Genomic DNA, 19,895 nt, shown 5'->3' on the forward strand with positions numbered 1-19,895 from the left:
AACATGGACAGTTGGGCCCGTTTCGGCGGCCGCTGGCAGACCCTGCAATCAACTACTGCAAGCGCCGCCGCGACCTTGACGGCTGGCGCTGCCTGGGGCCGTCGCAAGCGGCGAAGCCGCTTGGCCCACCCCACAACCGGCACCGCCACGGGTTCTCAGACGTCGTCTGGCGAGGACAGTCCCGAAGCCGCGTATGTGCTCATACGGAAATCGGGGATCCCGAAGCCAGACGGCGTCTGAGGTTCCGCCACCCGCACCGCTACGCAAAGCGAGTCTGGAAATACTCCTTGTCAGTCGCTGCTCTGGAAGTAGGAGAGCAGGCGGAGGATCTCCAGGTAGAGCCAGACCAGGGTGGTCATCAGGCCGAAGGCGATGTACCAGGCGAACTTGGCGTCCACGCCGCCCTTGATCGCCTTGTCCGCCGCGTCGAAGTCCAGCAGGAAGCTGAACGCCGCGATCCCGATGCACAGCAGGCTGAACGCGATGGCGAGCCCGCCGCCGTCGCGCAGCCCCAGGCCGCCGGGGGTGAAGAAGCTGGCGATCAGGTTGACCAGCATCAGCACCACGACACCGGCCACCGCGCCGATGATCCACTTGGTCAGCTTCGGGGTGACGCGGATCGCACCCGTCTTGTAGACCACCAGCATGGCTGCGAAGACACCGATGGTGCCCGCGATGGCCTGGATGATGATCCCCGGGGAGAACAGCGCGCCGAACACGTAGCTGATCCCGCCGAGGAACACACCCTCCACGGCCGAGTAGGCGATGACCAGCGCCGGGCTGACCTTCTTCTTGAAGATGATGACCAGCGAGATCACCAGGCCGACGATCGCGGCCGGCAGCGCCAGCGCGACGGCCGGCGGTCCGACCAGGTAGGTCAGCGTGCCGGTGATCACCGCCAGACCGAGGGTGATCGCGGTCTTGGTGACCACGTCGTCGATCGTCATCGGTCGCGCGGTCTGCAGCGGCGCAGCCGGCGCCTGGCCGAAGGGTGCGGTCTGCCCCTGGCCGTAGTTGAAGTTCGCGTAACCGCCGGCTGTCGGCAGGTTGCGGAACGCTGGGTTGCTCGTTGTGCGCAACTCATCCTCCTGGGGCGTGCTTGCGCCGTCACTCGGAACAACGATCGGGGGCGTTGACCGGTTCCCGTTTCGGTAAAGCCGATTTTACCGTTCGATCTCGCTGATCCCCACCGCGGTGGGGCACTACTAGATATCGATTTCGCGAACAGTAACGGTCACCAAGCGTTGCCAACCGATCGCCGCCGCTGCAACCCGTGAGCGCCCGGCTCCGCCGCGCCGCCCGCGGCAGGGCTCAACAGGTGATCGAAGCAAACGATGCGTGCGTAATCTTCGGCGTTGCGTAACCGAGAAGGTCCGCCTAATGACCCCTTGTAGACACGCTCCGTGATCGGAATCATCGCGTGAGGCGACCCGTGCTCCTGGTCGGGGTTCGGAGAACGAGCACGCGGCGTCTCTCACCTCCACCACCGGAACTGGAGCTGAATGCACATGTTCAGGAAATGGCTCACGGCGGTGCTGGGCACCGCCGTGCTGCACGTTGCTCGCCACCCCCGGCGCAGCGAGCGCCGACCCCCAGGAGGCGATCGGACACGAGCTGCGGCCCGGTCAGCCCTACGGCGGGCGGGAGCGGGCCCGCGACTGGCTGGGCTCCTACCTCGTCAACGGGCAGCAGGTCTGGTGCGTGCAATTCGCGCTGACCGCCCCGGACAGCGGCGAGGAGTACCAGCCGGGCGACGAGCTCAAGACCAAATGGGGCACGAAGATCCCGGACGACGTGGCGGCGAACATCTCGTACCTGCTGCTGCGCTACGGCAACACGCAGTCCCCGGACGAGGCCGCCGCGCTGGCGCACCTGCTGCACTCGTGGACTGCGGCGCCGCGCAACCAGTCGGACCTGGATCCGACCAAGGACTTCTCCAGGATCGCCTACGACGTCGACGCCCACTACGCCAAGCTGCCGGAGCGCGCGAAGACCGCTGTTGACGGGCTCAAGGCGGAGGCCGCGGCGAACCGGGGCCCCTGGAAGGCCGAGCTCACCGCCCCCGACGGCGAGCAGACCATCGGCCAGGCCGCCGATTGGAGCCTCGTGGTGCAGCGCGCCGACGGCGAGGGCGTCGGCGGCGTCCCCGTCGAGCTCGCGGTGACCGACGCGGAAGTCGAGGGCCTGAACGCCGACGGTGTCGTCACGACGCCGAAGGACGGCAGCCCGCTTGCGCTGAAGGTCACCCCGACCGGCCCGAACCCGAAGATCACCGGCAAGCTGTCCGCGCCCGCCGAACGGCCCTACGTGCGGCAGGCCGTCAACCAGCCCGAGACGACCCAGCGCGTCGTGTCCACAGGCGGCGAGCAGGAGCTTTCCGTCGAGGCCACTGGCACCGCGGTGACCGCGCCCGGCGCGGTGCACGTCGGCAAGCTCGACGAGGAGAGCCAGGCGGGCATCGCCGGTGTCTCGCTGCGCGTGACCGCCGCCGACGGCTCGCCCACGCTGCGCCAAGACGGCACTCCGCTGCTCGGCGAAGACGGGCAGCCGCTCGTGTTGGTAACCGGTGCGGACGGCACCGCGACGGTGCCCGGCCTGCGCACCCCGCAGGGCATCAAGCTGACGGAGATCGCGCCCGCGAAGGGCTACGAGGAGGCCTTCGACGAGGCGAACCCGCCGTCGGTGACCGGCACCCTCAAGCCGGGCGAGACGCTGCAGCTGAGCCTGACCAACAAGCCGAACACGCCCACCGTGCCGATCCACATCCCGGCCGGTGACCCGACCCCGGCCGAAGGCGGGACGCCCGCCGGGCTGCTGGGCGGGCTGGCGGGTCTGACCTTGGTCGCGGCGTTCGGCACGGTCGCCGTGCGGCGGCGGATCGGGGCGGGCCGACAGCAGTGAGCACGCGTCGACGTTCCCTGTTCACGCTGGTCGCAGCCGGGGTAATCGCACTGGTCGCCACGGTGGCCATGATCGCTGGCGGCCTGTTCACCAGCACCGAGAAGCAGGTTTACCCGGTCTCCCCAGCCGCACCGGAGGCCCCGCACGCCGCGGCGGTTGCGCCGCGGGCGCTCCCCGCCCAACCGGTGCACGTGCCGGTCGGGCAGCCGCCGGGCACGATCCGGCTGCCGCAGGGCGGCACAGCGGAGCTCGTGCGCAAGGAGATCGACCGCTCGGGGACCCTGCCGGTGCCGGACGGCATCGCCGAGGCCACCTGGTGGGGCGCGGGCCTGGACGCGCCAAAGGGTGCGACGGTGCTCGCCGGGCACGTCAACTGGAAGGGCTCCGTCGGCCCGTTCTCCGAGCTGTGGGAATCGCGGTCCGGCGAGCAGGTCACCGTCGTCGACGACGGCGGCCGGGAATGGCGCTACCAGGTGTCCGAGGTCGTCACCGTGCACAAGGACGATCTGCCGGCCCGGGCCCGCGAGCTGTTCGGCCAGGGCGGTGCGCACCGGCTGGTGCTGGTGACCTGCGGCGGTCGCTACGTCGGCGGCGACCTCGGCTACGACGACAACCGCATCGTCGTCGCCACCCCGGCGTAAGCCGCAGCCGAACACGCGAAAGGGCCGGTGGGGCTTCCCGCCCACCGACCCTTTCGCCACTTCTTCCGGATCACGGAACTCACGTTCCGTTTGACCGCAATTTCAATGGAAATTGAGTCTGCAATTTCAATGGAAATTGCGGACTCACCGGCGTTTCTTGCCCTTCTTCGACGCCGCTGCCTGCTTGCCCGGCCGGTTCTTCGGCTGGCTCTTCTTGCCGCCCGGCCGACCTCCCAGCCGCTGGCCGTTGCTGCTGCTCTTGGTCGCCTGCTGGCCGCCCGTCGTCGCGGCGGCCGGTTCCGCCTCCGCCTCCGACTCCGCGTCAGCGGCCTTGGCCTCCGGGCGCACCGGCTTCTGGCCCGGCTTCGGACGCGGCGCGGACTTCTTGGCCTCGATCTCCTTTTCCTTCTCCCGCTCCTGCTCGTGGTCGATCTTCTTGGTCAGGAAGTGCTGCTGGCCCAGCGTCCAGGCGTTGTTGGCCAGCCAGTACAGCAGCACCGCGATCGGCAGGAACCAGCCCGAGATGATCGCGCCGACCGGCGCGATGTACATCATGAACTTGGCCATCATTGCCGACTGCGGGTTGGCCATCGCGGCGTCGGTCTGCTTCTTGACCGAGAGCCGCATGGTGAAGAAGGTGGCCACCGAGGCGATGAGCATCAGCGGGATGCCGACGATCATCATGGACGTCCGGTCGGTGCCGAACAGCGCGAGCTGGTCCGCCGGCTGGGTGATCCAGTTCGACAGCTTGGCGCCGAAGATGTTGGCGTTGACGAACGACTCGACGCCCGCCCGGTCGAAGACGAAGTTGCTCTGCGCGGTCGGCGTGAAGTTCCGCAGGACGTGGAACAGGCTCAGGAACACCGGGATCTGCAGCAGCGCTGGCAGGCAGCCGCCGAGCGGGTTCACCCCGTGCTCGGACTGCAGCTTCTGCATCTCCTGCGCCATGCGCTGGCGATCGCCCTTGTACTTCTCGCGCAGCTTCTGGATCTGCGGCGCGAACTTCGCCATCTTGCGGCCCGCGCGCAGCTGGCTCATCGCCGGCTTCAGCAGCACCACGCGCAGCGAGAACACCAGGAAGAACACCGAGAGCGCCCAGGCGAAACCGTTGTCCGGCCCGAGCACGGTGCCGAAGACCTTGTGCCAGAACCACAAGATCGCCGACACCGGGTAGAGGATGAAGGAGAAGAAACTTTCCACTCAGCCACTCCTGGTCATGGCCCGGCTATCCGGCGCTACCGGGGCGTACGTGCGCAGCCATACCCGTCGCGAAATGCAGGAACAGCCATACCAAGGGTGCCATGCCCGGCCATCGCCCGGCCGCCGCCCCTGGAAATGTGGCGCGGCTCAAGCCGCCCGCGCGCCGGGCTCGACCCCCGTTTCACCTGTTCACCCGGCCCGGTGAGGCCAGCGACCAACCGAGGATGCCGTCCGGGTCGAACCGCCGCTTCAGCACCGCCGACAGCTCCCGCACGTCCTCCGGAACGTAGCGGCGGTACATATGGGCGTTCTTCGGCCCGATTCCGTGCTCGGCGCTGAAGGTGCCGCGGTGGTCGTGCACCGCCGTGTCGGAGACGAGTCGGCGCACGGCATCGACCGCCTCGGGGTCGGCGGCGATGCTCGCGCGCAGCGGCAGGACCAGGTGCAGCCCACCGTCGCCGTAGTGGCCAAGCTCGATCGGCGCGATCTCCGGGTACCGGTCGGCGAGGCGCGCACACGTTGCCCAAAGCGTCGTTGACCGCTGTTTACCGCTTCAAGGCGCGGGCGACGATCCGGCCCGCGAACAGGTAGATCAGCGCCGCTAGGCCGTAGTTCAGGATCACGCCGATCGTGGCGTCGCCCGGGGTGAACACGTCCCCGAGCCCGAGCACGAAGAACTTCGCGGTCCCGTAGGTGAACGCGACGAAGTCGTTGTCCTGGTTGGCGCCGGTCAAAACGAAGATGATGTGCAGCACGAAGACCAGCGAGATCAACGCCGTCAGCACCTGGATGAGGCGACCGATCGTGTCGGCGCTGGGGCCCCGGAACCGAACGCCGCGGCTCCGGCGGTCGTCGTAGTCGCGATCACGGTGCCGGTCCGGATACGGGTCCGGGTCGCGGTGGCGATCCCGCTCCCGGTAGCGGTCGTCGTACGGATCGTCGCGGTAGCGGTCGTCGTAGGGCTCGGGATCCGGGTAGCGATCATGGTATGGGTCGCGGTGGCGGTCGTCGTACGGATCGTCGCGGTAGCGGTCCTGGTAGGGATCCCGGTAGCGGTCCGCGTCCGGGTCGCGGAGCGTGCCCGGGTCGCGGAAGGGCTCGGGCTGCTCGGCGTCCAGGTGCTGCTGGACGCGCGTCGCCGGGTACTGGTTGGTGGGAGGCTGCTGGACCGGCTGCGGCCCGACCGGCGTCGACTGGCCCATCGGCGTAGTCCCGGCCGGTGCGCCACTTTGCTGGAAGTCCTGCGGGCCGCCAGGCATCGGCGGCACCGGGTGCCCGGGCTGCCGCATTCCCGGCTGGCCCAGTTGCCCCGGCCCTTGCTGGCCAGGCGGACCTGCCTGCGGGGAACGTGGCTGACCGCCGAGGGGCACGCCCGGCTGTCCCGGCGGCGGACCTTGCTGACCGCCATGCGGACCGGGCGGCGGTCCCGGGAGGCCCGGCGGCGGCTGGCCCGGCGGCGGCGTGCCCGGCTGGCCGCCCATCGGCGCGCCCTGCTGTCCTCCCGGTCGAGGGCCGGGTGGCATCGGCTGGGGGGGGGGCGGGGGGGGCCCGGCGGCAGGCCGCCCTGCGGTGGCGGCCCTGGTGGAGGCTGCGGTCGGCCCGGTGGGGGCGGTCCCGGCGGCGGGCCACCCTGCGGCGGGCCGGGTGGCGGTCCCGGTCGGTCCGGGCCTCCGGGCCCCGCCCGCCCCGGGTCACCGGCTCGGGGATCTACAGGCTCATAGGCCGTCATGGCCGCGCATTGTCCCGGGGTTTCGCCCCGGGGCGAAACCCCCAAGTCCCCGCGTGCCCGATGACACGCACCACAGCCGCCCTGACCAGGCAAAACTGAACCGGCCTGCCAATCTGGCGCAAGGTTCCTCCCGGACGCCGGTCGTTTCCCGGTCAGAGCGGAAACTGCCGGCCTGGAGAAGTTCACGCGGGAGGCTTCGGCAGGCGTCCTTCGGTAATTCCCCAAGCCAGCGACTCCGCCAGGACGTGCTCCATCGCCTCAGTGGTCTTGCCGTAGCCCAGCAGTTCTCGCGCCCTCCGATAGACCTGCTTGGTGTCGTTGGCAGATCCGGCGTCGAGCGCGTGGCGCATCGCGTTGACGATCTCCTCTGGTGCGATTTCGTTGAACTTCCGGCCGTTCTGCTTGGAGTTGCGCCGGAAGCCGCGCCAGGTCGCCGAATCGTAGTGGTCGGGCCAGACGAACCTGGTGTTGGAACGGCCAGTGACGCGGTACCGATCCGGTAGAAACCGCTGCATCAAATGACTGCGGTCAGCACGTAGCCTCTGCAGTTCGAAGCACTTGCCGACCAGCCTCATCAGTCGGTCGATCTCGATCGGTCCCTCGCAGGCGATCACCTTGTCCATACATTCCTGCACCAGCAGTTGCACGAATTTGTCGTGCGCCAAGTCGTCAAGCAGCTCGCGGGTACCGACCGAAGTCGGTTCGAATGGAACGAACTCCTCGTCGGCCGTGCCGGGATTGGGTTCGGTGGCGTCGGGAGTCGTCACAGCGCCGCGCAGGGCCGGTCGATCCACTTCGACCTCTATGATCGGCACAGCCTCGACCGTCGGCTCTTTAACCGGTTCCTCAGTCTGAGTGGGCCATTGCACGTCCAGTACCGGGGAGTCCTCGACCGGCGCTGGCTCAGGTAGCGCTGACGAGGCGGCCACGGCCTGATCGATCTGGCCGAGAACGCCGTCTCGATCGGTCATCCACTGCGGCAACCAGACCCGCACCACTTCGGACCAGTTCATCACGTCGGTGAGCAGTCGCGGTGCTGCGTCGCGGTCGGCCAACGTCGGGCGTGCGGCCCACTCCGGGCTGTCGAGCAGGACTGCCACCTGCCAGCTCCGCTGGCCAGGCGAGCGCACCGCAATGTCCACCGTGAAGTGCGACAGCCCGTAATGTGCTTCCACCTCGTGACCGCGGGCCCGGATGGCAGCGGCGATCTCCTCGGTGATCCGGTCGAGGTTCGCGCGACCCGAGCGGCCGGTGAGATCGCCGGAAGTGTGCAAGCCCCGGGCTGCTACCTCCAGGTAGGCGCGCAGGTGGTGGATACCAGCGGCCTTGGTGGCCGTGAGGTCGATGTGCTCCGGGTCGAACGAGCTGAACACGATCACCTGCGAGCGTGCCCTGGTCACCGCGACGTTGAGGCGCCGCTCGCCGCCGGCGTTGATCAGCGGACCGAGCTGCAGCCGGACTCGACCGGTCTTGGGGTCCGGGGAGAACGCCAGCGAAAACAGAATCACGTCCCGTTCGTCACCTTGCACGTTCTCCAGGTTCTTGACGAACAGTTCCTCGTTGCCGCCGCGGGATAGCGCCTGCTGGATTCGCACGTCATCGCTGCCCTCCAGCAGGTTCAGGACCAGGTCCCGCTGTTGGATGTTGAACGTGACGACCCCGATCGACCGGTCGGCGGTGCGCGGGTCGGCGAGGATCCGGGAGATCTCCGCAACGATTGCCCTGGCCTCGACGACGTTGGTCCGGCTACCGCCCGACTCGAAGTGCCCGTCCACCCGCCGCCAGACGATCCCCACGGACTCGTCCCCGCCCGGCGCGGGCAGGCTGGCAAGTTTGCCGTCGTAATAATGCCGGTTGGAGAAGGCGATGAGCGACTCGTCGGTGCTGCGGTAGTGCCAGGTCAGCAACTCCCGGGGCAGCCCGGACTCGATGCACTCGGAGAGGATGCTGTCGAGGTCCGCTGGCACTGTGGGATCTGCCGGCTCCTCGGCATTGCTGGCCTGCATGACGCTGGTGGGCGGCATCTGCTTGGAGTCACCGACCACGACAACCGCCTTCCCGCGCCCCATCGCACCGATTGCCTGCGCAACGCGGATTTGCGAAGCCTCGTCGAACACGACGATGTCGAAGTCGATGTCCCCTGGCTCCAGGAAAGCTGCCACCGACGCCGGGCTCATCAGCAGGCACGGGGTCAGCCGGTTGATGACATCGGAGTACTGGACCACGGCTTCCCGGAACGAAAGCCGATCATTGCGGGCCCCCAAGCGCCGCAGCAGCTCCCCAGCGCGATCCCGGAACGCAAGATCCCGCTGCGATGCGTTGACGAGCGTGGCAGCGATCTGCTGTGGAAGGCGATCGCGGATCTCGTCGCCGAGTTCGAGGTAGTCGGCTACCTGCTGCTGGTGGGTCTCCGCGTCGAAGTACTCCAGCTCGCTGGTGTGCAGACGTTCGGCAACTGCGGACGCAGCGATGCCGCGGAGGACTGCCATCTCGATCTCCGCGGACCGGACTTCGCCGGCGAGGATCCGAGCGCGGAATTCGGACAGCCCTGCGTCCTTGAGCACATCGGTGTGCGCGAGTACAACTCCCCACCGCTGGATCGCGACCAGGCCGCTGCCGAGTTCGGAAACCCAGCCGTGGCCGTCACGCTCCCAGGAAGTCGCCCAGCCGGAATCCGTCGCCCAGCGGGAGAATTCCTCGTCGGTGGTGTTGAGCAGCTGCATCCAGTGCTGCCAAGCGCCGATGAATCGTGCCAACTCCTCGGCCGGGACGTGCGCGCCGAGCCTGCTGAGTGCCTCCCACACGCCTGGAAGTCGGTGACGGGCTTCTCGCGACACCTGCAGTGCGCGGTGTTCATACTGCACCGCTGCCGCTGCGTCCGGGCGGGTCGGCAACCACGACGGCGGCAACAACAGCCCATTTACCGCACGGGTGTTGTGTGCGACTTCAGCTGCGGCCTGCCTTGCTTGAGCCGCGACTTGAAGTTTCGCGAGAACGGTCGCCTCGTCGAGCTCCGCGTTCGGAGCCAGGTGTCCCCGCAGGCCATCGACCAGAGCCACGCGGCGCTTCTTCTTGCCGAAAAGCCCACGATCAGCTTCCGCCGCCTGGGCTTGGAGGCCGTCGAAGGCGGGATGCACGAAAAACTCCGGCCGGAACGTCGCGAGTGCTTCCCGGTGCTGCTGCTGGAACAGGCTGACCGCCCGCACCGCACCCTGCACGACGCCGTCCCATCCGGGTTGCGCGGCCGCCGCGGTCCGGCTGGCGTCCGGGAGCCTTCCTGCCCTGGCGAGCCGGGCTGCCTCGATAACCTGCCCTAGCTGCAACGGATTTGGCAGCGCACTGATCTGATGCCGCAACGTCTCCGGTAGCCGTGCGAAACACTGCCGCACGTCCTCAAGCTCCCGTGCGGCGGCAAGGACAGCTTGAGCGTCCGATCCCGCCACGTCGCGACGCCCGCTGATCGACCACGGGTGCTGCGGCCTCAGCCGCGCGGAGCGCGTTGCACTGGGCAGGTCGCGCGCGGCGGCCTCAACAGCCCGGCGCTGCTGCTCGGGAAGCGAGAAGTAGCTCGGCGGAACGACCGCCGCGGGGCCATCGCCGTGCGCCAACTTCGCCTGATAACCGGACCAGACCGAGAATCCAGCGCCGTTGGTGTCGTGCAGCTGCTCGGGGTAATGCTGCAACGCGGTGACCCTGGACCGGAACTTGGCGGTCAGCGCGCTCCACTCGTGGGGATGTCTGGGTACCTGCCGCTCTTTAGCGGCCTTGAGCTGCTGGCGGATGCTGCGCTGGGACTGCTTTCGGCCGTGCACGTCCAGGCAGAAGGTGTCGAGTCCGAGTGCGGCGAGCCGCCGCTTTACCACGTCCAACGCGGCTTGTTTCTCGGCGACGAACAGCACTGTCTTGCCAGCGGCCACGGCATGGGCGATCAGGTTAGTGATCGTCTGGGACTTCCCGGTACCGGGCGGTCCTTCCAGCACGAAGGAGTGGCCTTGCTCAGCGAGTGCGACAGCCCGCATTTGCGAGCCGTCCGCGGCGATCGGCAGGAAGAGCTCGGTCTCGTCGATCTCCACCGCGGCTTGCGTGGCAGCGCCCATCGGCCGACCAGGGTTCTCCACCAGGTGCCGCACCAGCGGGTTCCGCATGAAGGTCTCCCAGTGCTGCGTCAGATCACGCCACATCTGGAACGTGGAGAATTCCAGCAGCCGCAGGCTCGCAGTCTCGTCGATCCGGAAGTTGAGGTTGTTGTCGACGAGGCCCTTCCGTATCGCGCGCAGCGATGCGCCGATGTCGATGCCAGCTTTGTCGAGGATCGGGTTTTGCAGCACGGAAATCTCGACACCGTGCTTCTGCCGCAGCCACTGCACCAGGCAGTGGTTGGGCGCTGCGATTTCGTCACCGTCGACGACCAGCGTGTAAGGCCGGCGTCCGGTGCCGCCCTCGATGCGCACCGGTAGCACGAACAGTGGTGCGTGCGCCTCACCGCTTGGAGTTGGGTGCACCATCGAACCGAGGGTGAGGTACAGGTAGTTGCTGCCGGTTTCCTGCTCCACGGTCCGCGCCGCGCGCTGCAACTCCCGCATGCGGTCGACGTAGCGCGCCTGGGTCACCGAGGCATAGACGCGGCGATCGGCGACGAGTTCGTTTGCCACGATCTCGTCTGGAAGCTCTTGCGCGCGCCGCACACCCTGCAGCTCCTGCACACCGCCGAGGATGTCTTGCGCCACGATGTCGAGTGGCTTTCCCGTGTGCACCAAATCATCTAGGTCTTTGAGCGACCCGACAGGTACGTGCAGGTCTAATCCTTTGCCGCTCTTGGGGAGCTTTAGCAGAGGGTTGCGCAAACTCAGATCGAGCAGTGCTCGCCGCCAAGCTCCGATCCGCGGTGGTGCATCGCTGGTGGTGGCCTGCTGTTCGAGGTTCTCCTGGTCATCTAGCGCACCGCTGGCGAGCAGCTCGTCTGGAAGGGCGAGACGGCTCTGCCCCACTGATGGCGGCGCCTGGGCATCTGGGGCCACGGGATCCGCCGAAGGCATCGGCCGGATGTCGCAGCGGTGCGCGAGATGGACGTCGACCATGCCGTGGAGGTCGCGCGGACCCCGCAGGTGGGCGCGGCCCAGCCGAACTGCCTCAGCGAAGTCAACGGAGTCCGCACCCGGGCCGATCCCGGTGAGCTCGACGGCGACCGCCTTGGCGGATTCGACTACGTTGATCATCTGTGCCGGTTCTAGGGACACGCTCTCCGGCAGCCGTTCCTCGTTGAGGAAGAACCCGCCGAACGCATGACCACGCACGATCCAGATCAATGGGTGCAGCCCAGCTCCCTCCAGGCAAGCCGCGTAGGTAACCGACAGGTCGATGCAGTTGCCCACGCGGTCGCGCAGCACCTCCGCAGTGGTGCGGACCTTCTGCCCAGTGTCTTCGAAGGATGCCGGCATCCCGACGTAGGTGATCGCGTGCTCGCGCAGCGCCTCATAGATGGCGGCACCGATCTGCATCGCGCGCTTCGGACCGGCCTGGTAGCCCTGCAGCGAGCTGGAGCCGGTCTCTCGCTGGAGCAGCGCTCCGGCTGCCCGCAGCACCTGCTGCACAGCAGCGGTGTTGGGCTGCACGAAAGCGGAAATCGACTCGTAGAGCGCCGGAGCGCTCAGCCATTCGTTGTGGGCGAGCACCCGTGACGGAACCGACAGTTCGAGGTCAGCCCCATCCCCGATTCGCACGGCGACGCGATAGGTGACTGGAAACGCTTCGTCGGCGCTCTTCAACGCCGATGCGTCCGGGGCGAACTCGCGGAAGTCGTCCCAGCTCACCACCCCATCAGCGGGCACGGTCACCGCAGCGCGGGTCCACGGCTCGGCGAGCGGTCCGTCCGGCCCGATGAGCTCCAGCATGACCTCGACCTGTTCGATCGCAACGTCACCGCAGTTCTCGACCCGGAGATGGTGCACCACCGGAACCCTGTTGTGCACCAACGCGTAGTACATCGCGGATGGATGCAACAACTCGACCCGCAACCGCTCGTTCTCACCGCTGGACGAGTGGAAGACCGAATGGCTCATTGCGCTCACAATCGGAATAGGCAACGTACTCCCCAGATGGCAGCACGTCGACGTCACTGACTTTAGTTCGACAAACAGGACACACCCGTTACCGACCGCGCCGGAAACCACGTCCACGCGCGGCCTCCTATCAGTCAACTACAAGGACTTGGGCACCCACTCGTTGGCGAAGGTCTCCACCTGCTTGATGACGAGATCCACCGCCTCCCGCTCTTCGTCCGGCGGGTACTCGAACTTGGCCAGGACTCGGCGGATGACGGACCGCAGTTTCGCCCGCACCGGTTCATGTAGCGGATCATCAGGTCTTCCAGCTTCTCGGCGAAGCTGTCCCGACGCACCATGTTATGCCGGGTAACCTCGCGCATCTTCTGTTGGATGAGCCTGCACAAACGCCTCAACAGTAAGGTGCGGGGTCTCGGAGTCCCGAAGCCGGCGCAGGTACTCCGCATTCAGCTGGGTGATGTCGAGCTGCCCGAGCCCTGCCTCCGCGTGGGTGTCGGTGATCTCGTCAGCATCGACGACCGATGCGGCCAGTTGGAAAGGTAGATGCTCGCCTCGGCCGCGATGGGCCGCCCCCTGGCCTCGCGATCAGCCTCGTCAAGCTTGACTATCCAAGCCCTCACCTACGCGGTCCATATCACGGCCAAGCGTCTGGTCCTGCTGGTCACTCTGTGTGTGTTCGACGAGCGCCTTCTTCAGGTTCTCGGTGAGCGCCTTTCGTCCCATGCTCGAATAGACGCCGTAGGCCATATCGTCGACGAGGTTGTGTAGCAGGACGGCGTCCCCGTCGAACCGGGTGAACTTCGAAACACGACTCGACGACGTCGTGCCACCCGAGCAGCATCTCCCGCTCGTCGTCGCGCGGCGGCGGTCGCCGCGCGACGAACCGTTCGAGCACGGTACGGCCATCGGACAGCCGGTGCTGCAACGCGAAGCAGTCGATGGCGAGGACGGCCCTGCTCTCGTCGAGAACGCCGTAGCGATCGGCCGTCTCGAACAGCACCGCGTCCAACCGCCGTGCGAAGCGAGGGCCTTTGGGAGAGGCGAAAAGCTTGATCAAATCCTTCTGCCTGCGAAGGTGAGTGCCCCCGGCGCGGTTCGTACCGGCACTTGGACAACGGCGCCCAAGGCGCCGGACAAGTCTGACGGTGCAGAACGTCGCCGACCGCCGTACCACTAGTGAAGCTGAATTGAGTTCACGTACATCGTTTCCCACCCAGTTGATCAAGATCTGACGCTGTGCTCGAGCAGCTGGATCCATGCATCTGATGCATGGATCTTGGTCAAGATTCGTTTGATAGCGCGGGTCAGAGCTACTTACTGTCGGCTGTGTTCTGATCCGCCTCGGACGAAGGAGTCCGTGTAGTGAACAGGCGAAGCATCTATGTCGATGGCTTCTCGCATGAGAACCCGATTCCAGCGGCTTGCCAGCTCGGTGGCCTAGTCACCACCGGTGCCGTGCACGGCGGCGGCAGCGGAAGCGACCCGGACGATTTCCCGGCGAGGTTCGGCGACCAGGTCGCCGCGATGTTCGATCGGGTCGCGGCGATTCTCACCGCTGCCGGGGGATCGCTCGACGACGTACTCAAGTTTTCGGTCCGGATTTCGTCACCGGAGGACCGCGACGAGCTGAACAGGCAATGGTGCGCCTTGTTCCCCGATCCGTCCTCCCGACCCGCTCGCCAGGTGAGTATCGGGACCACCCGCCCGCACATTCTTGTCCAGTGCGAGGTTCTCGCACTGGTTGCGGGAGACGGGGGCGGAGATGCCTGACTACGCCCTGTTCGACGCGCAGCCGCGTGAACCTCAGTTACCGTCCCCGCCTCGGGCGTGCGACAGCCAAGTGCACATCTTCGGCGATCCGGAACGGTTCCCCACCAGGCCAGATGCGGCCTATGTCGTATACCAGGCAACCGTGGAGGAAATGCTGCGCATGCACAAAACCCTCGGGATCGACCGCGGCGTCATCGTGCAGTCGACCGCCTACGGCACCGACCACAGTGCGCTGATCGAGGCTCTGCGGATCGCTGGACCCGCCTACCAGGGCTGCGGCGTCGTCGACGACTCGGTCGACGACGAGCAGTTGGGAAGGATGCACGAGGCCGGCGTCCGTGGCGCGCGTTTCAACTTCCACCCGAAGTTGAAAAACGCCCTCCCCGCGCCCGAGCAGGTGCGGCGGACCGCCGAGCGGGTGGTGCCGCTGGGATGGCACCTCAAGCTCCACATGAACGGCGTCGACCCGCGGAACATCACCCCGCTGCTCGCAGATGTCGAGGCCGACGTCGTGATCGACCACATGGGACCGTTGCAGTACCGCCACGGGCTCGACGACCCGCATTTCCAGCATGTGCTGGAACTTCTGGGGCGCGGCAACTGGTGGGTGATGCTGTCCAACGGCGACCGCCGGTCAGTCGCCGGGTACCCGTGGGACGACGCGACGGCTTACGCGCGCGCCTACGTCGAGCGAGCGCCCGAGCGAATTCTGTGGGCCACCGACTGGCCCCATCCGCTGCATCCCGGACCGGTGCCCAACGACGGCGAACTGCTGGACTTGCTAGCCCGCTACGCGCCGGACCCGGCGGTGCGCGACCAGATCCTGGTCACCAACCCGCAGCGACTCTTCGGCTTTCCTGGCGGTGACCACGATGAGCGAGCCTGACGTGACTACGGCGCCCCCGCGTTCCGACCGACTGTCGCGGACACACCGGAAGGCCCTCAGCGCGGCCGTGCTGGGCTGGACCGTTGACATGTACGACCTGCTGGTGATCTTGCACGTCGCGTCCTACGTATCGGCGGCCTTCTTCCCCGCCAAGGCCGGTTCGCTGGTCGGGCTCACCGCCACGTACGCCGCGTTCGCGGTCAGCCTCATCGTCCGCCCGCTCGGCGCACTGGCGTTCGGTTCGTTCGCCGATCGGACCGGGCGCAGGCCGGCGATGGTTCTGTCCGTTCTCGGCGCCGGCGTCTCGACAGCCCTCATGGGCGTGCTTCCAGGCGTGGCCTCGATCGGGGTAGCCGCACCGGTGCTGCTCGTCGCCCTGCGCATCGTGCAAGGGCTGTTCGTCGGAGGAATCACTGCCTCGACCCACACGCTCGCAACGGAGACGCTCCCCGAGCGCTGGCGTGGCATGGCGGCGGGACTGATCAAAGGTGGTGGCGCGAGCCTGGCCGTCGTGGTGATCAACCTGGAGGTCATCGTCCTCGTCGCAGTGCTGGGCCAGGCGGGGTTCGCGAACTGGGGCTGGCGTGTGCTCTTCGTCGTCGCGCTGGCTGGTTCGCTGATCAACTATCTCGTCCTGCGCAGGGTCGAAGAGTCGCCAACGTGGCTCGCTCGCCACGTCGTACGCGCCTCCGCCGTGTCACGCGTCCGGCCCGGCCGCGCGCTTTTCAGCCGTCGCTGGCGTGCCGTCACGCTGGCCAGCGTCACCATCGTGTTCACCGCCTCGGCCCCCTACTACCTCACCACCGGCATCCTGCCCACGGTCTACAAGCAGGTACTGATGATGTCGCAGGACTCCGCCAGCCTGTTCCTCATCGTCAACGTCGTCGGTTCCGCGGCGGTCGCCGTGGCGTGCGGGCACCTCAGCCAACGCGTAGGACGCAGGAAGGTCTTCCTCGTCTCCGGCGCGGCCAGCCTGGTGCTGATCCCGGCGATGTACTTCGTGATGTCGACCAGGCCCGCAGACTGGCTGCTCCTGGTGTGCGGCGCGGTCATGGTGATGGTCTCGGGAGCAATCAGCGCACCGCTGATCATCTTCGTCAACGAGCTCTTCCCCACGGAGATCCGGTCCACCGCGACCGCGTTCTCCTGGAACGTGGGTTACGGATTGAGCGGCATGCTGCCCACTGTGGTGACTGCGGTGAGTGTGAACGCCTCCGCGATCATCCCGACGCTGATCGTGATCAGCGTGGTCCTTTCCGTGATCTTCCTGGCCCTGACGCTACGAGCACGGGAGACACGTGGTGCCCTCAACGAGACCTGACTGGAGGCACGAGCCAACCCTGGTCACGCGCCGCGAGCTGGAGTGTCTCGGCCAGGAACACCATAGGGGGCGCCGCGTCGTGCCGGTGAACGAGCCACACGGGCAAGTGCGCGAAGTCGTCCACGACCGGGACGAAGGCGATGCCCGTGGGATGGGTCAGCCCCGCCGAAGCCGGAAGCAGGGCCACGGCGTTCTTCCGGCGCTGCAGAGCCATGATCCGGTTTCCGGGTACGGTGTTTCGCACCGTATGCGGGACGAATCCGGCGGCGTCGAAGACTTCGTCGAGCAGCGCCTGGTACCCAGGTGCGAGTTCGGTGGGCGTGGTGACGAAGTGCTCGTCGCGCAATTCGGCCAGCCGCACCTCGTTCCGCCCGGACAGTGGGTGGGTGTCCGGCATGGCGACGATCAGCGACTCGTGTCGCATCAGCAGCGACGTAACTTCCGGATGATCCGGGTGGTAACGGACGAATCCGCCGTCCCAGTCCCGGCGCACAACGCCGGCCAGCACGTCCGCCTCCCACAGCTCAACGGCCTCGATGGTGACGTCGGGCAACGTCCGTTCGGCCTGCCCGAGCAGCACCGGCAGCGCTTCGTAACCGACGCTGAGGGTGTAGGCAATCCGCATCGTGCCACGCGTGCCGTCGGCGGTGCGAACCGCGCGCCCGATTGCCGCGTCCAGCCGGTGCAGCACATCGCCGACCTCAACGGCGAACTCCTGCCCCGCCGGGGTCAGACACACATTGCGGCTGTCGCGGACGAACAACTGGACGCCAATCCGCCGCTCGAGGCGCTTGATCCGCTGACTGAGCGCGGGCTGCTCGATGTGCAGGCGCACGGCCGCACGCGCGAAGTGCAATTCCTCCGCCAGTACGACGAAAGACCGCAGCACCGCGACGTCCACGTCCATGCCGCGATCGTATAGACCCCGCCCCTTCGGAGAGGAACACCTCATGGCTGATGTGACGACCCGCCTGCGCGGATCGATCGCCCCGTTGGTGACACCGTTCGACACGGACGGCGCACTGGATCTGCCCACGCTCGGCCGCCTGATTGAGCACCACGTCGACGCCGGGAGCCACGGCGTCTCCGTCACCGGCACCACCGGCGAGCCCGGCGCGCTGACCCTCGACGAACGCCTCCGGATGATCGACGCGGCTTCCGAGTCCCTGGACGGCAGGCTGCCGTTCGTACCCGGCACCGGGACCCACCAACTCCCGGACACCATCACGATCACCAGGCGAGCCGCCGAAGCAGGCGCCGACGCCGCACTCGTCATCGTGCCGTACTACGCCCGGCCCACCCAGGACGGTCTCTACGCGTGGTACAGCGACCTCGCGGCCGCCGTCGACATCCCGATCCTGATCTACAACATCCCGTCCCGCACCGGCGTGGAGATCGCGCCGGAGACGGTGGGACGGCTGTGGCGCGACGTACCGAACATCGTCGGCATGAAAGAGGCGAGCCCAGACTTCGCCCACGCGAACTTCGTGCTCCGCGAGACCGGACCGGAGTTCCTGCTGTTCTCCGGCCTCGAGGCGCTGTGCTTCCCGCTGCTGGCTATCGGCGGAGCCGGCTTCATCAGCGTCACCGCGAACCTCGTGCCCCAGGAGATCGCCCGGCTCTACGACGCCGTCGCCGAAGGTGACTGGGACCAGGCACGTGAACTGCACTTCCGGCTGCTCGACCTCAATGACGTGGTGCTTACCGAGACCAATCCGACGGCGGTCAAGTGGCTGATGTCCGAGGCCGGGGCGATCGGGCCGACGCTGCGTGCCCCGCTCGTACCGCTGTCGGAGGCGGGCAAGCGAAAAGTCCGGGCGGCAGCCGAATCCTGGGGCCTGCTGGAGCGCGCCCGATGACAAGCACGACGAACTGGGCACCGGTACCTGCCGAACTCGCGGGTTTGTTCGCCACCGTGAGCACGGCGACAGTGGCCAGCCAGCTGCTGAAACGGGGCCTGCGCGATCAATTCCTCGCGGGGGTGCACCCGCTGCGTCCCGGACAGCGCATGGTCGGGGCCGCGTGGACACTGCGGACGATCCCCGCACGGGAGGACCTCGACGGCCTGCTGCCCGGCACCCGCCCCACCGCAGGGTTGTCGCTGTTCGACGCGATCGAGTCAACCCCAGCTGGAGCCGTTCTCGTCGTGGACGGGCGCGGGCAAGCACGCACCGCCACCGGCGGGGACATCCTTGCCGAGCGACTACGGGTGCGAGGCGCCTGCGGCCTCGTCACCGACGCCGGTTTGCGCGATGTTGCGGGCCTCGCGGAGACCGGGCTGCCGTGCTACTCGGCCGGGGCCACGGCCAACGTCAGCAGGGCATACCTGCGCGTGCTCGAACAGGACGTGCCGATCGGATGTGGCGACGTCGCCGTCTACCCCGGCGACGTCCTCGTCGGCGACGACGACGGAGTCATCGTGGTGCCGAGGGAGTACGTCGAGACCGTAGCCGCCGACGCCGCAGACCAGGAGGGGCTCGAGCGGTTCATCGGCGAGATCCCCGGCCTCCGCCGAACTGCTGGCCGAGGCGGGTGCGTCGTTGCATGGCCTGTACCCGGCCTCCGCCGAACTGCTGGCCGAGTACCGCGAGACAGCCGACGGAAACAACAGTGGCAGGGAGCCGCACCAATGACCACCGTCCTTCCCGGCTCGCTGACTCCCGAGCAGACCTACCGCCTGCTCACCGGCGTCGTCGTGCCGCGCCCGATCGCATGGGTGACCACGTTGTCGGCCGACAACGTGGTGAACCTGGCCCCGTTCAGCTGCTTCACCTTCGTCTCCAACTCCCCACCGATGCTCGGGATCAACGTCGGGCGGAAATCCGGCCAACGCAAAGACACCGGGCGCAACATCCACGATCGGGGCGAGTACGTCGTGCACATCCCCGACGAATCGATGATCGAGGCCGTCCACCTGAGCGCGGTCGAACACCCGCCCGCCACAAGCGAAACCAAGGTGCTCGGACTCGAGACCACCGACTCCGAACTGGTCACAGTGCCCAGATTGTCGTGCGCCGCCATCGCGCTCGAATGCAGGCTCCACTCTGTGACCGCATACGGCCGCACCGGAGCGGAATTCATCGTCGGTGAGGTCGTCGCCTTCCACGTGCGCGAGGGTCTCCTCCGCAACGGCAAGATCGACACCGCGGAGCTGGCGCCTATCGCCCGCCTCGGCGGACCCAACTACGCCGGGCTCGGCACCGTCACCATGATGACCGCCATCGAACAAACACCGAAATCCGTCATGGCCGAGGCAGGCCCAACACCACGACGACCCCCCACCCCGTGAACGGCCCCGGAAATGCCCCGGAACCGCCCCATCCCACACCTGGAGGGTGCCCCTGATGGTCGTGCGGACCATTCGGCGATAGACCGCGGATTACCC

At 67.4% G+C, this 19,895-nt stretch carries 15 protein-coding genes and 1 pseudogene; 8 read left to right on the top strand and 8 right to left on the bottom strand.

What is annotated here, in order from left to right; genetic code table 11:
- Window positions 1-290 precede the first annotated feature (290 nt).
- A complete protein-coding gene (locus SSPN_RS0110605; RefSeq protein WP_010694340.1) occupies window positions 291-1,079 on the bottom strand; it encodes a Bax inhibitor-1/YccA family protein in 789 nt (262 codons plus the stop codon).
- Window positions 1,080-1,557: 478 nt separating this feature from the next.
- Between SSPN_RS0110605 and SSPN_RS0110610 the strand changes: the two genes are divergently transcribed.
- On the top strand, window positions 1,558-2,901 hold the full coding sequence (locus SSPN_RS0110610) for an MSCRAMM family protein (protein ID WP_010694345.1): 1,344 nt from the start codon (window positions 1,558-1,560) through the stop codon (window positions 2,899-2,901).
- Entirely contained in the window at window positions 2,898-3,542 is a 645-nt protein-coding gene (locus SSPN_RS0110615; protein WP_010694347.1) for a class F sortase, read from the top strand. The genes SSPN_RS0110610 and SSPN_RS0110615 overlap by 4 nt, the downstream gene beginning before the upstream one ends.
- Before the next feature lie 144 nt (window positions 3,543-3,686).
- Here the strand turns inward: SSPN_RS0110615 and yidC are convergent, their stop codons facing one another.
- The 6 genes and pseudogenes from yidC to SSPN_RS63235 form a co-directional block, all read right to left on the bottom strand.
- Window positions 3,687-4,742, bottom strand: a complete 1,056-nt coding sequence (yidC, locus tag SSPN_RS0110620) for a membrane protein insertase YidC (protein WP_010694348.1) — start codon at window positions 4,740-4,742, stop codon at window positions 3,687-3,689.
- A 181-nt stretch (window positions 4,743-4,923) separates the two neighbouring features.
- A pseudogene (locus SSPN_RS50740) lies at window positions 4,924-5,262 on the bottom strand (FAD-binding oxidoreductase); the annotation flags it as partial.
- A gap of 25 nt (window positions 5,263-5,287) precedes the next feature.
- Window positions 5,288-6,223: a hypothetical protein gene (locus tag SSPN_RS61550; RefSeq protein WP_272941735.1), complete on the bottom strand. Its 936-nt coding sequence runs from the start codon at window positions 6,221-6,223 to the stop codon at window positions 5,288-5,290.
- A gap of 430 nt (window positions 6,224-6,653) precedes the next feature.
- Window positions 6,654-12,530, bottom strand: a complete 5,877-nt coding sequence (locus tag SSPN_RS0110640) for a DUF4011 domain-containing protein (protein WP_010694354.1) — start codon at window positions 12,528-12,530, stop codon at window positions 6,654-6,656.
- Between the two features lie 138 nt (window positions 12,531-12,668).
- On the bottom strand, window positions 12,669-12,809 hold the full coding sequence (locus SSPN_RS58320) for a type I restriction enzyme endonuclease domain-containing protein (RefSeq protein ID WP_010694356.1): 141 nt from the start codon (window positions 12,807-12,809) through the stop codon (window positions 12,669-12,671).
- A 63-nt stretch (window positions 12,810-12,872) separates the two neighbouring features.
- A complete protein-coding gene (locus SSPN_RS63235) occupies window positions 12,873-13,064 on the bottom strand; it encodes a hypothetical protein (RefSeq protein ID WP_474716993.1) in 192 nt (63 codons plus the stop codon).
- A gap of 262 nt (window positions 13,065-13,326) precedes the next feature.
- Between SSPN_RS63235 and SSPN_RS59540 the strand changes: the two genes are divergently transcribed.
- From SSPN_RS59540 to SSPN_RS0110675, 4 genes are all read left to right on the top strand, one after another.
- Window positions 13,327-13,710, top strand: a complete 384-nt coding sequence (locus tag SSPN_RS59540) for a hypothetical protein (RefSeq protein ID WP_010694363.1) — start codon at window positions 13,327-13,329, stop codon at window positions 13,708-13,710.
- Between the two features lie 185 nt (window positions 13,711-13,895).
- A complete protein-coding gene (locus SSPN_RS0110665) occupies window positions 13,896-14,303 on the top strand; it encodes a RidA family protein (RefSeq protein WP_010694364.1) in 408 nt (135 codons plus the stop codon).
- Entirely contained in the window at window positions 14,296-15,189 is an 894-nt protein-coding gene (locus tag SSPN_RS0110670; RefSeq protein ID WP_010694365.1) for an amidohydrolase family protein, read from the top strand. Before SSPN_RS0110665 ends, SSPN_RS0110670 begins: the two co-directional genes overlap by 8 nt.
- Window positions 15,176-16,510 (top strand): MFS transporter, encoded by a 1,335-nt coding sequence (locus SSPN_RS0110675; protein ID WP_044572811.1) that lies wholly within the window; start codon window positions 15,176-15,178, stop codon window positions 16,508-16,510. The genes SSPN_RS0110670 and SSPN_RS0110675 overlap by 14 nt, the downstream gene beginning before the upstream one ends.
- On the opposite strand, the gene SSPN_RS43345 is transcribed toward SSPN_RS0110675, so the two are convergent.
- Window positions 16,497-17,417: a LysR substrate-binding domain-containing protein gene (locus SSPN_RS43345; RefSeq protein ID WP_010694367.1), complete on the bottom strand. Its 921-nt coding sequence runs from the start codon at window positions 17,415-17,417 to the stop codon at window positions 16,497-16,499. The genes SSPN_RS0110675 and SSPN_RS43345 overlap by 14 nt on opposite strands.
- 43 nt (window positions 17,418-17,460) lie before the next feature.
- Between SSPN_RS43345 and dapA the strand changes: the two genes are divergently transcribed.
- The gene (gene dapA, locus SSPN_RS0110685; RefSeq protein ID WP_010694368.1) at window positions 17,461-18,369 is read left to right on the top strand and encodes a 4-hydroxy-tetrahydrodipicolinate synthase; all 909 of its coding nucleotides are present in this window, start codon (window positions 17,461-17,463) and stop codon (window positions 18,367-18,369) included.
- The gene (locus SSPN_RS50750) at window positions 18,366-19,799 is read left to right on the top strand and encodes an RraA family protein (protein WP_010694369.1); all 1,434 of its coding nucleotides are present in this window, start codon (window positions 18,366-18,368) and stop codon (window positions 19,797-19,799) included. Before dapA ends, SSPN_RS50750 begins: the two co-directional genes overlap by 4 nt.
- Window positions 19,800-19,895: the final 96 nt, after the last annotated feature.

Source organism: Saccharopolyspora spinosa NRRL 18395, from assembly GCF_000194155.1.
In the GTDB taxonomy this organism is placed as follows: Bacteria; Actinomycetota; Actinomycetes; order Mycobacteriales; family Pseudonocardiaceae; genus Saccharopolyspora; species Saccharopolyspora spinosa.

Excerpts from the sequence above, each read along its gene's own strand:
- SSPN_RS0110670 (WP_010694365.1), top strand. The coding sequence starts at position 14,296 with ATGCCTGACTACGCCCTGTTCGACGCGCAGCCGCGTGAACCTCAGTTA.
- SSPN_RS0110675 (WP_044572811.1), top strand. The coding sequence starts at position 15,176 with ATGAGCGAGCCTGACGTGACTACGGCGCCCCCGCGTTCCGACCGACTG.
- SSPN_RS43345 (WP_010694367.1), bottom strand. The coding sequence starts at position 17,417 with ATGGACGTGGACGTCGCGGTGCTGCGGTCTTTCGTCGTACTGGCGGAG.
- SSPN_RS0110640 (WP_010694354.1), bottom strand. The coding sequence starts at position 12,530 with ATGAGCCATTCGGTCTTCCACTCGTCCAGCGGTGAGAACGAGCGGTTG.
- SSPN_RS50750 (WP_010694369.1), top strand. The coding sequence starts at position 18,366 with ATGACAAGCACGACGAACTGGGCACCGGTACCTGCCGAACTCGCGGGT.
- dapA (WP_010694368.1), top strand. The coding sequence starts at position 17,461 with ATGGCTGATGTGACGACCCGCCTGCGCGGATCGATCGCCCCGTTGGTG.
- SSPN_RS61550 (WP_272941735.1), bottom strand. The coding sequence starts at position 6,223 with ATGGGCGGCCAGCCGGGCACGCCGCCGCCGGGCCAGCCGCCGCCGGGC.